The organism is Roseospira navarrensis, assembly GCF_009601025.1.
GTDB classification, from domain to species: Bacteria; Pseudomonadota; Alphaproteobacteria; order Rhodospirillales; family Rhodospirillaceae; genus Rhodospira; species Rhodospira navarrensis.
In genome coordinates this window covers 21,220-34,511 of sequence record NZ_WIVE01000027.1, presented here as the reverse complement: position 1 = coordinate 34,511, position 13,292 = coordinate 21,220, and the positions used below count along the sequence as shown (strand labels likewise).

At 71.5% G+C, this 13,292-nt stretch carries 23 protein-coding genes; all 23 read left to right on the top strand.

Features of this window, described 5'->3' with window-relative positions:
- The first annotated feature begins 22 nt into the window (after positions 1-22).
- Entirely contained in the window at positions 23-547 is a 525-nt protein-coding gene (locus GHC57_RS09990; protein WP_153343728.1) for a host-nuclease inhibitor Gam family protein, read from the top strand.
- A gap of 13 nt (positions 548-560) precedes the next feature.
- The gene (locus GHC57_RS09985; RefSeq protein ID WP_153343726.1) at positions 561-971 is read left to right on the top strand and encodes a hypothetical protein; all 411 of its coding nucleotides are present in this window, start codon (positions 561-563) and stop codon (positions 969-971) included.
- Positions 964-1,395: a hypothetical protein gene (locus GHC57_RS09980; RefSeq protein ID WP_153343724.1), complete on the top strand. Its 432-nt coding sequence runs from the start codon at positions 964-966 to the stop codon at positions 1,393-1,395. The genes GHC57_RS09985 and GHC57_RS09980 overlap by 8 nt, the downstream gene beginning before the upstream one ends.
- Positions 1,392-1,712: a hypothetical protein gene (locus tag GHC57_RS09975; protein ID WP_153343722.1), complete on the top strand. Its 321-nt coding sequence runs from the start codon at positions 1,392-1,394 to the stop codon at positions 1,710-1,712. The genes GHC57_RS09980 and GHC57_RS09975 overlap by 4 nt, the downstream gene beginning before the upstream one ends.
- A complete protein-coding gene (locus tag GHC57_RS09970; protein ID WP_153343720.1) occupies positions 1,709-2,239 on the top strand; it encodes a hypothetical protein in 531 nt (176 codons plus the stop codon). The genes GHC57_RS09975 and GHC57_RS09970 overlap by 4 nt, the downstream gene beginning before the upstream one ends.
- Positions 2,236-2,541, top strand: coding sequence for a hypothetical protein (locus tag GHC57_RS09965; protein ID WP_153343718.1), 306 nt, complete (start codon positions 2,236-2,238; stop codon positions 2,539-2,541). Before GHC57_RS09970 ends, GHC57_RS09965 begins: the two co-directional genes overlap by 4 nt.
- Positions 2,541-2,720 carry a hypothetical protein gene (locus GHC57_RS09960; RefSeq protein WP_153343716.1) on the top strand — a complete coding sequence of 60 codons (180 nt, stop codon included), beginning with the start codon at positions 2,541-2,543 and terminating at the stop codon, positions 2,718-2,720. The genes GHC57_RS09965 and GHC57_RS09960 overlap by 1 nt, the downstream gene beginning before the upstream one ends.
- Positions 2,721-2,722: 2 nt before the next feature.
- Positions 2,723-2,998 (top strand): hypothetical protein, encoded by a 276-nt coding sequence (locus GHC57_RS09955; RefSeq protein ID WP_153343714.1) that lies wholly within the window; start codon positions 2,723-2,725, stop codon positions 2,996-2,998.
- On the top strand, positions 2,995-3,219 hold the full coding sequence (locus tag GHC57_RS09950; protein ID WP_153343712.1) for a hypothetical protein: 225 nt from the start codon (positions 2,995-2,997) through the stop codon (positions 3,217-3,219). The genes GHC57_RS09955 and GHC57_RS09950 overlap by 4 nt, the downstream gene beginning before the upstream one ends.
- On the top strand, positions 3,216-3,854 hold the full coding sequence (locus tag GHC57_RS09945; RefSeq protein WP_153343710.1) for a hypothetical protein: 639 nt from the start codon (positions 3,216-3,218) through the stop codon (positions 3,852-3,854). Before GHC57_RS09950 ends, GHC57_RS09945 begins: the two co-directional genes overlap by 4 nt.
- A complete protein-coding gene (locus GHC57_RS19335) occupies positions 3,851-4,108 on the top strand; it encodes a hypothetical protein (protein WP_170294807.1) in 258 nt (85 codons plus the stop codon). The genes GHC57_RS09945 and GHC57_RS19335 overlap by 4 nt, the downstream gene beginning before the upstream one ends.
- Positions 4,105-4,821 carry a regulatory protein GemA gene (locus GHC57_RS09940; RefSeq protein ID WP_170294806.1) on the top strand — a complete coding sequence of 239 codons (717 nt, stop codon included), beginning with the start codon at positions 4,105-4,107 and terminating at the stop codon, positions 4,819-4,821. The genes GHC57_RS19335 and GHC57_RS09940 overlap by 4 nt, the downstream gene beginning before the upstream one ends.
- A complete protein-coding gene (locus GHC57_RS19330) occupies positions 4,818-5,201 on the top strand; it encodes a hypothetical protein (protein WP_170294805.1) in 384 nt (127 codons plus the stop codon). Before GHC57_RS09940 ends, GHC57_RS19330 begins: the two co-directional genes overlap by 4 nt.
- Positions 5,202-5,341: 140 nt before the next feature.
- Entirely contained in the window at positions 5,342-5,929 is a 588-nt protein-coding gene (locus GHC57_RS19325; RefSeq protein WP_170294804.1) for a glycosyl hydrolase 108 family protein, read from the top strand.
- Complete coding sequence (locus tag GHC57_RS09930; RefSeq protein ID WP_153343704.1) at positions 5,929-6,126, top strand: hypothetical protein; 198 nt, start codon at positions 5,929-5,931, stop codon at positions 6,124-6,126. The genes GHC57_RS19325 and GHC57_RS09930 overlap by 1 nt, the downstream gene beginning before the upstream one ends.
- A 2-nt stretch (positions 6,127-6,128) precedes the next feature.
- On the top strand, positions 6,129-6,770 hold the full coding sequence (locus GHC57_RS09925; protein ID WP_211369166.1) for a hypothetical protein: 642 nt from the start codon (positions 6,129-6,131) through the stop codon (positions 6,768-6,770).
- Positions 6,763-6,987 (top strand): TraR/DksA C4-type zinc finger protein, encoded by a 225-nt coding sequence (locus tag GHC57_RS09920; protein ID WP_170294803.1) that lies wholly within the window; start codon positions 6,763-6,765, stop codon positions 6,985-6,987. The genes GHC57_RS09925 and GHC57_RS09920 overlap by 8 nt, the downstream gene beginning before the upstream one ends.
- Positions 6,988-6,989: 2 nt before the next feature.
- Positions 6,990-7,418, top strand: a complete 429-nt coding sequence (locus GHC57_RS09915) for a DUF2730 family protein (RefSeq protein WP_153343700.1) — start codon at positions 6,990-6,992, stop codon at positions 7,416-7,418.
- A complete protein-coding gene (locus GHC57_RS09910; protein WP_153343698.1) occupies positions 7,415-7,720 on the top strand; it encodes a VpaChn25_0724 family phage protein in 306 nt (101 codons plus the stop codon). Before GHC57_RS09915 ends, GHC57_RS09910 begins: the two co-directional genes overlap by 4 nt.
- A 2-nt stretch (positions 7,721-7,722) precedes the next feature.
- On the top strand, positions 7,723-8,283 hold the full coding sequence (locus GHC57_RS09905; RefSeq protein ID WP_153343696.1) for a phage protein Gp27 family protein: 561 nt from the start codon (positions 7,723-7,725) through the stop codon (positions 8,281-8,283).
- Positions 8,283-9,926 (top strand): hypothetical protein, encoded by a 1,644-nt coding sequence (locus tag GHC57_RS09900; RefSeq protein WP_153343694.1) that lies wholly within the window; start codon positions 8,283-8,285, stop codon positions 9,924-9,926. Before GHC57_RS09905 ends, GHC57_RS09900 begins: the two co-directional genes overlap by 1 nt.
- Positions 9,923-11,473 (top strand): phage portal protein family protein, encoded by a 1,551-nt coding sequence (locus GHC57_RS09895; protein ID WP_153343692.1) that lies wholly within the window; start codon positions 9,923-9,925, stop codon positions 11,471-11,473. Before GHC57_RS09900 ends, GHC57_RS09895 begins: the two co-directional genes overlap by 4 nt.
- A complete protein-coding gene (locus tag GHC57_RS09890; protein ID WP_153343690.1) occupies positions 11,463-12,743 on the top strand; it encodes a PBECR2 nuclease fold domain-containing protein in 1,281 nt (426 codons plus the stop codon). The genes GHC57_RS09895 and GHC57_RS09890 overlap by 11 nt, the downstream gene beginning before the upstream one ends.
- Positions 12,744-13,292 lie beyond the last annotated feature (549 nt).

Below are 13,292 nucleotides of genomic sequence, written 5' to 3'. Positions count from 1 at the left end.
CGCCTGTTTAGGAGGATTTGAGATGCCGACACTCGGCGATATCGAGGGCCTCGCGAAGACCTACAGCGAGACCCACGCCAAGCTCGCGGATGAGGTCCGCGCGCTGGAGGAGGAGATGGCGCGCGCCCGTCGCCAGCGGATCGCTCGCATCCGCCGGCTGGTGTCCGGCGCGTCCAACGCGCGGGACCGGCTGGCCGCCGCCGTTGGCGATGCGCCCGACCTGTTCCAGAAGCCCCGGACCCTGACGCTGCACGGCGTCAAGGTCGGGTTCGCCAAAGGCAAAGGGAAGCTGGACTTCACGGACGCGGCCCGCGTCTGCGACCTGATCCGCAAGCACTTTCCGGATCAGGTCGAGACCCTGGTCAAGGTCTCCGAAACGCCCGTCAAGGGTGCGCTCAACCAGATGAGCGCCGCAGAGCTGCGCCGCATCGGCGTCACGGTCGTGGAGGCCGACGACGAGGTGGTGGTGCGCGTCACCGACACTGAGATCGACAAGATGGTGGACGCCCTGTTGCGGGACGCCGCCGACATCGAGACGGCGGCATAGGGAGGGCCTGACGATGAGCAGCATGATCCCTGTGACGATGCATGAGGAGTCCGTCGAGATTATCTCGTACGAGGCGTCCTGCGTCCTCGCCGCCTGGGCCGACCTAAGCGACGGCGGCGCGGCCGAAACCCTCTGCGGGCTGTACGACACATCGCCCGGCCTGGCGGCCGTGATGGTCGAGCGGGCGCGCCAGGTCGTGGACCTTGGCTACACGGCCGAGCAAGACGACGCCAGCGGCGCGGTCCGCCTGCTGACCCTGGCCCGGTCCCGGGCTGAGAGTGCGCACCTGGGGCTCGTGCGAGTGCCGCGAGGCCCCGACCGTCAGCACGCGCGCGACCAGGCCATCCAGGCCGCGGCCCTGCTGATCGCCGCCATCGCCGCCATGGATCGGGCCGAGCAGGCCCGGGGGGTGAGCCATGTTTGAGGTGATCGCTCTGAAGCATCAGGCCAAGCCACCGCCCGTCGGCGCGAAGGACGTGACCGTCAGCGTGCGCGTGGGGCCGTCCGGGCGTGGCCACGTGCTGACCATCGCCATGGGTCAGGATGTGGCCGTGGCGCTGAAGTGGTCCGAGGGCACGCCGGTCCTCATCCTGTGGGGCACGGATCGCGATGCCGGCAAGGTCAAGATCTGGCCGCAGCGCAACGACGGTCCGACGTGGCCGGTCCGGGCGAACAAGGCCCTGGACGTGTTCAAGATCCACACCGGCGCTCTGCCCGAGGCGTTCTCCGGCCGGACCTACCGATCCGTCCGCGTCACGCATGAGGTCATCAAGATGTCGGCCACTGGGCCGGCGCCGTTCCTGGTGCTGAGCCTGCCCCGGGACTTCTTCGAGCGAGGTGCATCATGACCACCCGATGGACCCTGGCCCGCCGCTGGCTGGCGGGCATGCTCGCCTGGGCGAGCGATGCCGTGGACTGCCCGCCGGCGCCGAGCGCGACGCGCTACCGGCACGGCAACGCCGTGTCCCGAGGTCACGAGATGGCGGTCTCTCTGATCGCCCGGCCGGGGCGGTGGGAGGTGCGGGCCACCGACGGCGGCGTGTCTCTGACCCTGGGCGACGCGCTGGCCCTGAGCCTGTCCCCTGACACGGCCTCGGATATCAGCGACGCGCTCCACTTCGCGTCCTATGAGGCGCTGTCAGCGGGCGAGGAGAACCCGTTTTGAAGCCCCCGGCCCGGCTGACCCGGCGGCAGGAAGCCGCGTGGGAGGCGTTCTGGAGCGCGTACCCGAGGCGCGAGGGCAAGGCCGCCGCGCGTGAGGTGTTCGCCGCTCTGACGGCCGACGCCGGCCCGGCTGGCGGGGTTGATCCGGATTTCCTGGCGCGCGCCGCGCGCCGGTACGCGGACCAGTGCGGCGAGCGCCGACTGGACGTGATGTACATCGCGCACGCCAAGACGTGGCTGCGGCAGCGCCGGTTCGAGGACGAGGTGTTCGCGGACCCGGCCGAGCCCAAGGCTCCGCCGCTGGCCGAGCCCGATGACGTCTGGTGGCCGATGTTCGTGGCCGCCGGCATGGACCGCTCGACCTATGACCGCTGGATCCGGCCGTGCCGGATCGAGATCGGCCCGGACGGCGGGGCGGTCGAGATCCGCGCGCCGTCCCCCTTCCATGCCGAGTGGCTGTCTACGCGCCTGGATCACGTGATCCGCCGCGCCCTCGGCCGCATGCCGGATATCGAGGTGATGCCATGACACAGCAGACCGAATGGAGCCCGCTCGATCTGGCGATCGCCAGCACCCAGGAGGCGGCGCGGCGCGCCGTCCGGGAGGCCATGCGCGAGCACCTGCCGGAGCCTGCACCGGAGGAGATGCGCGCCATCTCCCTCGCTCTGGCCGAGCTGTGGCTGGCGGAGCTGGCCGCCACGGACATGCGCATCGGCAGCCCGGCCGCCGATGCGGTCACCGGCGCGGTGCTGAGTGTCCGGGCGAGCCATGTGCGGACCTCGGCCCGGATGATCGCGGATGCGGATGCGGACCTGGATGGAGGGCGGTGATGCTGGCGAAGGTGATGATCGGGGTCTGCCGGATCGTCCTAGTCCTGGTGGCGCTGGCCGCACTGGGGCTCCTGGTCGAGGTCGCCGGACGCTACGGCATGTCGTTCGTGGACGGGCTCTGCGTCTGGATGTTGAGTGTGCTGAGCGCGCTTTCGGCGCGCCATGCGCTTTGGGACTGACCATGGATCCCCGCGCCGCGCTGCTGGATCTGACCCTCGCCGTCGAGCCGCTGGTGCGGCGACAGGCGACGGTCGCGCAGCGCCGCGCGCATGGGGCCTGGCGACGGGCCCTGGCCACCCTGGCGCCGGACCGGGCCGGGGCCGATCCCCGGCGCGACGCCCCACCCGATGCCGAGGCGCTGGTGCGGGCGTACTACGCCGCCGGCGGCTCTCACGACGCGCTGATCGCGGCCATCAGCCGCCTGCGCTGGATCGATCACGAGGACACACGCTCATGAGCCGACCCACCTATGCCAACGTGGCGGGCAGCGGCCCGTCCGGAGAGACCTGCCGCTCCTGCCGGCACTGCGTGCCGTCGCCCGGCCCGCGCCCGGCCACCCGCCCCGCGACCTCGGTCTGTGCCGTGGTGGCCAGCCAGACCGGCCTGTCGCTGGATCGCCTCGGCGCGGTCTACGTCCCCCGGCCGGCGTGCCGCCGCTGGGAGGGCCGCGAGTCATGACCGCGCAGGAGATGCTGTGGCGGCACCTGGAGGGTGTCGAGCCGGCGCCGGAGTATGCGTCGTTGGAGGAGCAGGCCCGCGCGGCCGAGTGCTTCGAGACGCCAGCCTGGGCGGCGCAGCGCATCCTTGAGGTGGAGCTGCTGACGCCCCGGGTGTGGGATCCCTGCTGCGGCACCGGGGTTCTGAGCGAGGCGGCCCAGGCGGCCGGGTATGCCGTGGTCAGCACCGATCTGCATGACTGGGGGTATCGCGATCAGGTCGCGCAGAAGGACTTCCTGCGCATGGCGGAGTCGCCGGACGCCGAGTCGGGCGAGCCGTTCAGCGTGTTCATGAACCCGCCTTTTTCGCACGCCACGGACTTCGTGGACAGGGCCGCTGACCTCGGCGCCCGCAAGATCCTGTGCTTCCAGCGCTTCCCTTGGCGCGAGAGCCGCGATCGCCGCGCCTGGTGGGCCGCGCATCCGCCGGCGCGCATCTGGCTCTGTGGCGATCGGGCCACGTGCTGGCGCTTTGACATCCCGCCCGAGCAGCGCACCAGCGGCGCGACGACGGCCCATGCCTGGTACGTCTGGGAGCATGGGCACCGGGGGCTGGAGGCGGTCCACACCCTCTGGAAAGACGGGTGGGTGTCATGAGCCGCCGTCGGATCCCGAAGTGCGGCCGGCACCTGCCGGAGCAGGATGCCGCGCCCCTTGCCGAGGCGCTCGCCCCGGGCCTGCACGATCGCCTGAGCGCCAGCGGCTATCGCCTGACGCCCACCGTGAGGCCCTACCGCCGCAGCGATGGCCGCGTGACCGTGCGGCTGGTCTGGCGGCGTCGGTACGGCGGCGTGGATCTGACCGTCACCGCGACGCACACGGTATCTGTCGAGGGGAGGGCCGAGTCATGACCGCTGCCCGTCGCCGCGCGCCCGATCGCGCCGGTATGATCCGCGCCGTCCATGTGGCCGCCCGGGCGCGCGGCCTGGAGGGCGAGGCCTATCGCGCCATGCTGCGCACGCACGGCGGCGCGGAGAGCTGCGCCGACATGACGGCGCAGCAGCTCATGGCGGTGCTCGACCACCTGAACGGCCATCGCCCGCGCCAGCAGACCCGCCGGCCCCGGCCGGTCGCCGACGGCGCGCCGGGGCTCGCGAAGGCCCGGGCGCTGTGGCTGGATCTGTGGGTGCTGGGGGAGGTCTCGGACGCCTCTGAGAGTGCCCTGGAAGCCTATGCGGCGCGCATGACCAAGGGCGCGCGAGGTCAGTCCGGCCAGGGTGTGGCGCGGCTGGAATGGCTGGACGGCGAACACCTGGATCGCCTGATCCGGGGCCTGCGCGGCTGGCTGCGCCGGGTGGCGCCCGATCTGGAGCGGCCGGATAGGCCGATTTATGCCGGCGGCCAGAACCTCGGATCGCATCCCAAGGTCCGCGTGGCCGTGGAACAGGCGCGGCGGCTGGGCCTGTTGGGTGTGGCGGTGGACGCGCCAGCGGGCGCGATGCTGTCCGAGCCCGACGGCGCCCTGGACCGGCTGCTGGCCGAGCGCGGCCGCATGCTCCGCGACGCCATGGACGCGGCCGGGATCGAGGCCCCGCTGAGCCGGGCACTGAAGGACCGGCGATGACGGACGCCCCGCCCATCGTCTCCGCCCGGCTGGAGGAGATCGCCCAGGTCGTGGGCGTGCCGGCGGCCCTGCGGCTGGCCCAGGTCGTGGGCGGCCAGGAAAAGTGCTACGTGCCCCACGCGCCGCATGAGGCCCACCCGTGGCGCGCGATCCTGGGCGCGGACGCATGGGGGGCCCTGTGCCGGGAATACGGCGGCGGCCACATCGACGTGCCACGCAATGCCCTGGCCCGCAGTGTCAAGGCCCGGATTGGGGCCCTGAAGCGGCGCGGCCTTTCACACCGCGCCATCGCCCGCGAACTGGGCTGCACCGAACGCTGGGTGCGCATGACGCTGAACGCCGGCAACGACCGGCAGGCCGATCTGTTCGGCCGCGATTGACAAGTCTCGGCGCCGCGCCGATCCTCTCCCCATTCCCGCACATCCCCGACGCTGGTGCCCCGGAAGTCCTTCCGGGCAGTCCGTACCCCTGCCGACTGCGATGCTCTCCCCACGCTCCACGCCGTGAGGGAGGCCCCGCCGTGTCCGCGCGCATCACACCCCATGACCATTTCCCCGAGGCGCTGCATTACATCATGCGCCACGAGGGCGGCTATGCCGCTCATGACGCCGATCCCGGTGGCGCCACCAAGTACGGCATGAGCCTGCGCACCCTGCGCGCCCAGGGCGACCTGGACGGCGACGGCCTGCTGGACTGGGACCTGGATCAGGACGGCGACGTGGATGCCGACGACATCCGCGCCCTGACGCCCGATGACGCTGCGCGGTACTACCGCGAGCGGTGGTGGGATCGGTATCGGCTCGGCCTGGTCCACCAGCGCGGCCCGGCCGTCAAGCTGATCGACATGGGCGTCAATATGGGCATGGGCCAGGCCGTGACCCTGGCCCAGCGCGCCTGTGGCCTGTGCGGCCGGTCGGTCGCCGTGGATGGCGTGCTGGGTCCGCGCACCGCCGCCGCCCTCGACCAGATCCCCGGGCAGGTCCTCCGCCTCGCCCTGTGCGGCCAGCAGGCCGGCTACTACGCCGGCCTGATCCGCATGCGGACCGCGTTCCAGTCCTTCGAGCGCGGATGGATGACGCGCGCGGCCTTCTGGCCGGAGGAGGATTGATGCCCGATGCCCCGATGAGCAAGGCGCAGCGCGCCGCCGCCGCCCCGCAGATGGGCCTCGGCATGGCGGCCGCGCTGGTGTCGTACGGACTGGCGCAGGCGGTGTGGGGCCTGGAGCTTGACGAAGTGACCGTGGGCGCCTGGACGGCGCTGTGCGAGGGCATCTGGCAGATGCTCCGCCGCATGATGGAGGGCTGAGTATGATCCCGATGACCCCGATGAGTCTCCGATCCGCGAACCGCCTGCTGGCGGCCCTCCGCCTGGGGGTCGTGCTGGCGATCGTCATCCTCGGCGCCGGCGCTGTGCTGAGTGCCTGCGGCCACATCCAGTCCACCGTCGAGGACGGCGGCGTCATCGACGCCCGCCTGGATCAGCGCTGGCCGGCGGACACGCAGGCCCAGCGGGCGTATCGCCTGGCTGCGCTCGCCGCCCCGGCGCTGGAGCTGGTGTACGACACGGCCAGCGGGCCGGCCCTGCGGCCGGGCCTCGCGCGGGACGTGCGGGCCGCGACCTGCGAGGCCGCGCATGGTCTCATCGACGGGCACGCCGCGATCGCCGAGGGCTCGGCCCCCGTGATCGTGCTGGGCGCCGCCAGCCGGGGGCTGCGCATCGCCGCGACCTATGCGGCCGGGGCGGCGTCTCCGGCCGCGCCCGTGACCGTGGCGGTGGCGGCCGTGAAGCTCGCCGACGCGCTGGAGCGCCTGCCCGGCACCGTGATCGACCAGGCGGTGGGGCTGGCCGTGCTGCGCGACGTCGTCGCCCACGGCCGCGACCCGACCGACGCCGAGTGGCGCGCCGTGCTCGCCCCGGCCCGCGCCCTGGTGGAGGGGTGCGGTGGCTGACCTTTGCGATATCGCCGGCGCGCTGGCGGAGCGAGAGCGGGCCGCGATCCTGGCGGGGCTGACCCGGCCGGCGGCCGAGGGAGCCGATGCGTGCCAGGTGTGCGGCGAGGAGATCGACGCGGCCCGTCGCGCCGCCTGTCCGGGTGCGGTGCGCTGTGCCGACTGTCAGAACGACCATGAGCGGCGCCGCGACCGGCGCCTGCGGACGGGGGTGTGACGATGGATGATCTGTGGCGGGTCGCCGACTGGATCGTGGGGGCCGGCGCCTGGGCCGGCCTCATCAGCGTGGCCGTGGTGGGCTTCGTGCTGTGGCGCATGTGGCCCGTGTTCACGCCGAGGAGTGACGTGAACGCGCTGCGACGCGACGTCCAGGACTGGCGCGACCGGCATGCCGAGGCGCACGCGGAGATCACGGCCCGGCTCGACCGGGGCGAGGCGCGGTTCCAGCGCCTCGAATCGCGGATCGAGGGGCTGCCGACGCATGCGGACCTCACGGCACTCACCACCATGGTGGCCGAGGGCTCGGCCCAGACCCGGGAGGTCGCGGCGCGGCTGGATGGGCTGTCGCATCTGGCCGGGCGCCTGGAGCGGTCGCTCGACCTGCTGACGGAGCATGAGCTGGCGCGCGGACGTGGGGGGGAGCGATGACCGATCTGGCGACACTCCAGCGCGAGGACCGGCGCCTCGTCATCCTCCGCACGCTGGCCGAGGACATCGACTACAGCCTGAACACCAGCATCCTCCAGACGGTGCTCGCCGGCTACGGGCACGGTGTGGCTCGCGACGTGGTGGACGGGGATGTGCAATGGCTGGCCGAGGCCGGTCTGGTCACCGTCGAGACGCTGACCGGCGGCCGCGTCACCGTGGCCACCCTGACCGGGCACGGCCTGGACGTCTCGCAGGGCATGGCCCGGCACCCCGGTGTGCGCCGTCCCCGGCCGGGGGCCTGAGCATGGGCCGGAAGTCGAGCATCGACACCCAACTGTCCGAGGAGGACCGGGCGGAGTTCCGTCGCCTCCTCGGCGAAGGCCGGATGACGATCGACGATCTGACCGACTGGTTGGAGGCGCGGGGGTATGAGATCAGCCGGTCCGCCGTCGGCCGCGCAGCCCAGCGCCAGGCGGCCGTCGCGGCGCGCCTGCGCGAGAGCCGGGCGATCACCGAGGGACTGGTCCAGGAGCTGGGCGAGGCCGCCACTCAGGGGCAGCAGGGGCGCCTGCTGGTCGAGGTGAGCCGGTCGCTGGTGTTCGATTTCCTGACGCAGGCGGGCGCCGAAGGTCTGGATCCCAAGGCCGCAATGATGCTCGGCAAGGCGCTGGCCGAAATGGCCCGCGCCGCCCGGTTGGACCAGGACTTCGAGGAGCGCGTGGAGCAGCGCGCCAAAAAGCTCGCCGCAGAGATGGCGGCCCGGGCGATCGACGACGCGGCCGCCGAGGCCCAGGCCGCCGGCGAACAGGGCCTGTCGGCGGAGCGCGTGGCCCAGATGCGGCGTGAGTTCCTGGGGGTGCGGTGATGGAGTGGGACTCGCCCCGCAGTGCCGTGGATGACGGCGATGTGCCGGGCGCCAACGGGCGCGACCCGCTCGCCGACGGCATTCTCATGGCCCACCAACGCGCCTGGATCGCGGACCAGGCTGACTTGAAGATCGCGGAGAAGGGCCGGCGCACAGGCCTGACCTATGCCGAGGCTCTGGACGACGTGCTGGTGGCCTCCGCCGCCCGATCCGCCGGCGGCGACGACGTCTGGTACATCGGCGATACCAAGGACAAGGGTCGGGAGTTCGTGCAGACCTGCGCCGGATTTGCCGAGATGCTGGGGAAGACCCTGCAGGGCACGGTCGAAGAGTTCCTGTTTGAGGATCAGCAGGACGACGGCACCACCAAGCACATTACCGCGTGGCGGATCACGTTCGCCAGCGGGTTTCGGATCGCGGCCCTGAGCGGCAGTCCGGCCAACATTCGCGGCCTGCAGGGGATCGTCGTCATCGACGAGGCGGCCTTCCATCGGCAGGTCCGCGCCGTCCTGGACGCGGCCGTCGCGCTGCTGATCTGGGGCGGCAAGATCCGCGTCATCAGCACGCACAACGGCAAGACCAACCCGTTCAACGATCTGATCCAGGAGGTGCGGGCGGGCAAGCGTGATGCGTCCATTCATCATGTGCCGTTCGACGTCGCCGTGGCCAACGGGCTTTATGAGCGCGTCTGCCTGATGCGCGGATGGGACTGCACCGTGGCGGGCAAGCACGACTGGTATGGGCGCATCCGCCGGGCCTACGGCAGTCGCCAGGAGGCCATGCGCGAGGAGCTGGACGCGGTGCCGCGCGAGGGCGACGGCACCATGCTGCCCCTGGCTCTGATCGAGGTCGCCATGACCCCGGACTACCATGTCGTCCGGTGGTCTCCACCGGCCGCTGACTTTGTAGACTGGCCCGAGCGCACGCGTCGGGACCACGTCGCACAGTGGTATGCGGCCCACGTCGCACCGATGGTCGCGGCCCTGCCGGCCGATATGGTCTACGCCATCGGTGGGGACTTCGCCATGCGCCAGGATCGGAGCGCCTACGTCGTCGGGTTCACGGCCCGCGATCTGGTGCGGCACATGCCCCTGATCGTCGAACTGGCGCAGTGCCCCTATGACCAGCAGAAACAGGTTCTTTTGATGCTGGCGCGCGACCTCATGGCGGAGCGGCGCCGGTTCGGCCACTGCATCCTGGACGCCAACGGCAACGGCATGGTGCTGGCGCAGGAGGCCCGTCAGGCCCTGGGCCAGGAGCGGGTCACGGAGCTGATCGCCAACGACGCTTGGCTGCGCGATCACACCCCCCGGTTCCGCGCGGCCTTTGAGGACCGCACAATTCGAGCGCCGGCGGATCGCGACCACCGTGATGACCTGCAGCAATTCCGGGTCACCAACGGTGTCGGCAAGATCCCGCGCGATGTGCGCACGGAAGGGACCGACGGGGGCCGGCGCCATGCCGACACCGCCGTCGCCGCCCTCAACTGCTACGCCGCGCTCGACGTGGATGTGGGCGGGCCGCTGACGGCCGCCGAACCCGTCGTCCCGCCGTCGTGGGATCCGCACATGGACGACGATCTGGATGATCTTGCGGGCGGCCGGGGGATCGGCCGCCGCGCCCGCACGGGGATCCTGGCATGAGAAAGCCGACGCCCAGCCGTACGCCGACGCGACCCCTGAAACGCGCCCCCGCCGCCCTGACGCGGGAGATCGCCCCACCGGAGCTGGTCGGGCAGCGCACCGTCTGGCACGACAGCTATGCCGCCGGCCTGACCCCGGCGCGGCTGGCGCGCATCCTGCGCTCCGCCATGCAAGGCGACACCCACGAGTATCTGGTGTTGGCCGGCGAGATCGAGCGACTGGAGCTGCACTACCGCGCCCAGCTCGGCACCCGGAAGCTGCAGTGCAAGAGCCTCCAGATCATGGTGGAGGCGGCCTCCGACGACGCGGCCGACGTGGCGTTGGCCGATGCCGTGCGCGACCTGGTCGCGCGGCCGGGTACACGGCGCATGATCGGGCATCTCCTGGACGGTCTGGCGCGCGGGTACTCCGTCGTCGAGTTGGTCTGGCACGAGACAGCGGATGGCCCGTGGTATCCACGCTACGAGCACCGTGACCCCACGTTCTTTCAGCTCGACCGCGTGGCCGGGCAGGAGATCCGGTTGCGCGACGGCTCCCCCGATGGAGCCGAGCTGCCGCCGAACCGGTTCATGATCCATGTGCCGGACCTCATCACCGGGCTGCCGGTGGCCGGCGGGCTGGCGATGCTCGGCGTGTGGTCGTTCATGTTCAAGTCGTTCTCGTTGCAGGACTGGGCCGCCTTCGGCGAGATCTACGGCATGCCGATCCGCATCGGCCGCTACGACCAGGCGCACTCGGCCGAGGACCGTGCGGTCCTCAAACAGGCCGTCAGCATGATCGGCCGTCAGGCCGCCGCCATTCTGCCGCGCGGCATGGATCTGGAGTTCATCGACGCCGCCCAGGGCGCGGTGGGGCCGGATGTGTTCGAACGTCTGGCGCGGTACTGGGACGAGCAGGTCTCCAAGGTGATCCTGGGTCAGACCATGACGGCCGACGACGGATCCAGCCGCGCCCAGGCGCAGGTGCATGACCAGGTGCGCCTGGACATCCTGGAGGCCGACGCGGCCGACATCTCCGAGACGCTGCAACGCGACCTGGTCAACGTGTTCGTGGGCCTGAACTGGGGGGTGCCGGCGTCCGGGCAGTATCCGACCATCAAGCTGCTTGTCCCCGACATGGACGACCTGAAGCAGTGGGTTCAGATGGTCTGCGACCTGGTGGACCGGGGCGCCAAAGTCGGGATGAGCACGGTGCGGGACAAGCTCGGTCTGCCCGATCCGGATGCCGACGAGGAGCTGCTGCACCCGCCCGGCGCCAGCCAGACTGCGCCCCCGCCACCGACCGATCGCGGTACGGCGCGCGAGCGCGGACCGGCCCCCCTGGACGACGTGGACGATCTGGTGGACCAGATGGATGCAGCGGCCGCGCCGGCGATCGACTCCATGCTGGACCGGTTCCGCGACCTGCTGGCCACGTCCGATGATCTGGCCGACGTTGAGCGCCGACTGCTGGACCTGTATCCGGAGTTGTCGCCAGATGCGCTGGCCGAGGTCATGGGACAGGGCCTGATGGTCGCCTATCTGGGCGGATCGGCCGATGGCGGATGATGTCGGCGCGCCGCTGCCTTTCGCCGAGGCCATTGACTTCCTGGCCGGCAAGGCGCGCCTGCCGACGCAGGCGTGGACCGATCTGCGGGAGGGCGCACACGCCCGGTCCTTCGTCGTCGCCGGCGCCACCACCGATGCGCTGGTCGCGGACTTCCATCGGTCGATCCGGAGCGCCATCGAGAACGGCACGACCCTGGAGACGTTCCGCCAAGACTTCGATACGATCGTCACAAAACACGGCTGGTCGTACAAAGGCGGACGGAACTGGCGCTCGCGCGTGATCTACGACACCAACATGCGGATGGCCCGGGCGGCGGGCCACTGGGACCGGATTGAGCGGCAGCGGCAGCGCGAGGCCGAGGCCGGCCGGACCCTGTACCTGCGCTATGTGGCCGTGATGGATGGCCGGACGCGCGACGAGCACAAGGCGTGGCACGGCACGGTGCTGCCGGCCGATCATCCCTGGTGGCGCGCCCACTACCCGCCGAACGGCTGGGGATGCCGCTGTACGGTGCAGGCCCTGACCGAGCGGCAGTTGCGGCGGTACGGCTACAGCGTCACGCCTGACGACCAGGCGCCGCCGGTGGCGATGGAACAGCGCACCGTGACCCTGGCCGATGGCTCGACGGAGACGTGGGAGACCCCGGCGGGACTCGACACGGGCTTCGGCTACAACGTCGGGCGGTCGTGGCTGTCCGGCGCCGTGCCGCGAGAGCTGCGCGAGCCGCTGCCCGACCTGCCCGATCTGGAGATGCCGGTGCCGCCCAACCTGCCAGCGCTGCCGGCGCCGCGCCCGGTGGACGCGGCCAGGGTGCTGCCCGAGGGGCTGGCGCCGGAAGCGTACGCCCAGGCGTTCCTGTCCGAGTTCGGCGCCACGGTCGATCAGGGCGCGCTGTATCGCGATGCGGCCGGGTATGTGATGGGAATCGACGCCGACTTGTTCCGCCGCCGCGATGGGAGTTGGAAGGTCGAAAGTCAGGGCCGGCACCGGTTCCTGCCGGTGCTCGCCGAGGCCCTGAAGGCGCCCGACGAGATCTGGCTGTCCTGGGCGGCCGATCACACGGGGCGGCCGGTCCTGCGCCGGACCTATCTGGCCGCGCTCGATCTGCCCCGGCTGAACAAGATGCAGCGGGGCCACGGGCTGTTTGCCTTGGTGGAATGGTCGGAGGCGGGATGGCGTGGCGTGACCCTGTTCCAGTCGCGACCGGCCGGGTATCTCGCCGAGCGGCGGCGCGGGGTCTTGCTGTACCGCCGTCCGGAAAAAGAATGACGGCAGCGGCGCCGCCCACTGCCGTCCGGATCACGACCTCATGAACCCGGCGGGCGGGGGGGACGCGATCCATTGCGACCATCATACACCTGCGACCGAGCCGGCGCAAATTAAGACGCCCATAAGAGGCCATAAGAGGGGGCAGCGTGCGCGAGCCGGGTCGGGCCCGGCCATCGGGCCGTTCGGGGACGGCACGCCTCTGTGGCGGCCTGTGCGCGGGATCGGCCCTGAGAGGCCCACACAGGCGAGCGGGCGTCGATCCGGCCCCGAGGGCCGCGCGCGCCGGAGACCCCGTTTAAAACCGGATTTAATCGGCCCTCCAGGGACCTTCCGGCGCCGTGCCGGCCCCGGCATTGACCGCTGGCGCGGGCGGGAGCATGCTCCCGGGGTCGGTCGCGCGGGCTCCATCGCCCAGCACCCGGAAGTCCTTCCGGGCAGCCGAAGGGTGATCCGGGCGGCATGATCCGCCCATGACCGACGCCCCCGCATATCGCCGGCCCCGGGCCGCACCACTGTCTGACCGGACATCCGTCCGGGCGCGCGCTCCCG

Bases quoted from the DNA above. Each gene is read 5' to 3' on its own strand.
- GHC57_RS09990 (WP_153343728.1), top strand. From the start codon at position 23: ATGCCGACACTCGGCGATATCGAGGGCCTCGCGAAGACCTACAGCGAG.
- GHC57_RS09985 (WP_153343726.1), top strand. From the start codon at position 561: ATGAGCAGCATGATCCCTGTGACGATGCATGAGGAGTCCGTCGAGATT.
- GHC57_RS09980 (WP_153343724.1), top strand. From the start codon at position 964: ATGTTTGAGGTGATCGCTCTGAAGCATCAGGCCAAGCCACCGCCCGTC.
- GHC57_RS09975 (WP_153343722.1), top strand. From the start codon at position 1,392: ATGACCACCCGATGGACCCTGGCCCGCCGCTGGCTGGCGGGCATGCTC.
- GHC57_RS09965 (WP_153343718.1), top strand. From the start codon at position 2,236: ATGACACAGCAGACCGAATGGAGCCCGCTCGATCTGGCGATCGCCAGC.
- GHC57_RS09960 (WP_153343716.1), top strand. From the start codon at position 2,541: ATGCTGGCGAAGGTGATGATCGGGGTCTGCCGGATCGTCCTAGTCCTG.
- GHC57_RS09955 (WP_153343714.1), top strand. From the start codon at position 2,723: ATGGATCCCCGCGCCGCGCTGCTGGATCTGACCCTCGCCGTCGAGCCG.
- GHC57_RS09950 (WP_153343712.1), top strand. From the start codon at position 2,995: ATGAGCCGACCCACCTATGCCAACGTGGCGGGCAGCGGCCCGTCCGGA.
- GHC57_RS09945 (WP_153343710.1), top strand. From the start codon at position 3,216: ATGACCGCGCAGGAGATGCTGTGGCGGCACCTGGAGGGTGTCGAGCCG.
- GHC57_RS19335 (WP_170294807.1), top strand. From the start codon at position 3,851: ATGAGCCGCCGTCGGATCCCGAAGTGCGGCCGGCACCTGCCGGAGCAG.
- GHC57_RS09940 (WP_170294806.1), top strand. From the start codon at position 4,105: ATGACCGCTGCCCGTCGCCGCGCGCCCGATCGCGCCGGTATGATCCGC.
- GHC57_RS19330 (WP_170294805.1), top strand. From the start codon at position 4,818: ATGACGGACGCCCCGCCCATCGTCTCCGCCCGGCTGGAGGAGATCGCC.
- GHC57_RS09930 (WP_153343704.1), top strand. From the start codon at position 5,929: ATGCCCGATGCCCCGATGAGCAAGGCGCAGCGCGCCGCCGCCGCCCCG.
- GHC57_RS09925 (WP_211369166.1), top strand. From the start codon at position 6,129: ATGATCCCGATGACCCCGATGAGTCTCCGATCCGCGAACCGCCTGCTG.
- GHC57_RS09915 (WP_153343700.1), top strand. From the start codon at position 6,990: ATGGATGATCTGTGGCGGGTCGCCGACTGGATCGTGGGGGCCGGCGCC.
- GHC57_RS09910 (WP_153343698.1), top strand. From the start codon at position 7,415: ATGACCGATCTGGCGACACTCCAGCGCGAGGACCGGCGCCTCGTCATC.
- GHC57_RS09905 (WP_153343696.1), top strand. From the start codon at position 7,723: ATGGGCCGGAAGTCGAGCATCGACACCCAACTGTCCGAGGAGGACCGG.
- GHC57_RS09900 (WP_153343694.1), top strand. From the start codon at position 8,283: ATGGAGTGGGACTCGCCCCGCAGTGCCGTGGATGACGGCGATGTGCCG.
- GHC57_RS09895 (WP_153343692.1), top strand. From the start codon at position 9,923: ATGAGAAAGCCGACGCCCAGCCGTACGCCGACGCGACCCCTGAAACGC.
- GHC57_RS09890 (WP_153343690.1), top strand. From the start codon at position 11,463: ATGGCGGATGATGTCGGCGCGCCGCTGCCTTTCGCCGAGGCCATTGAC.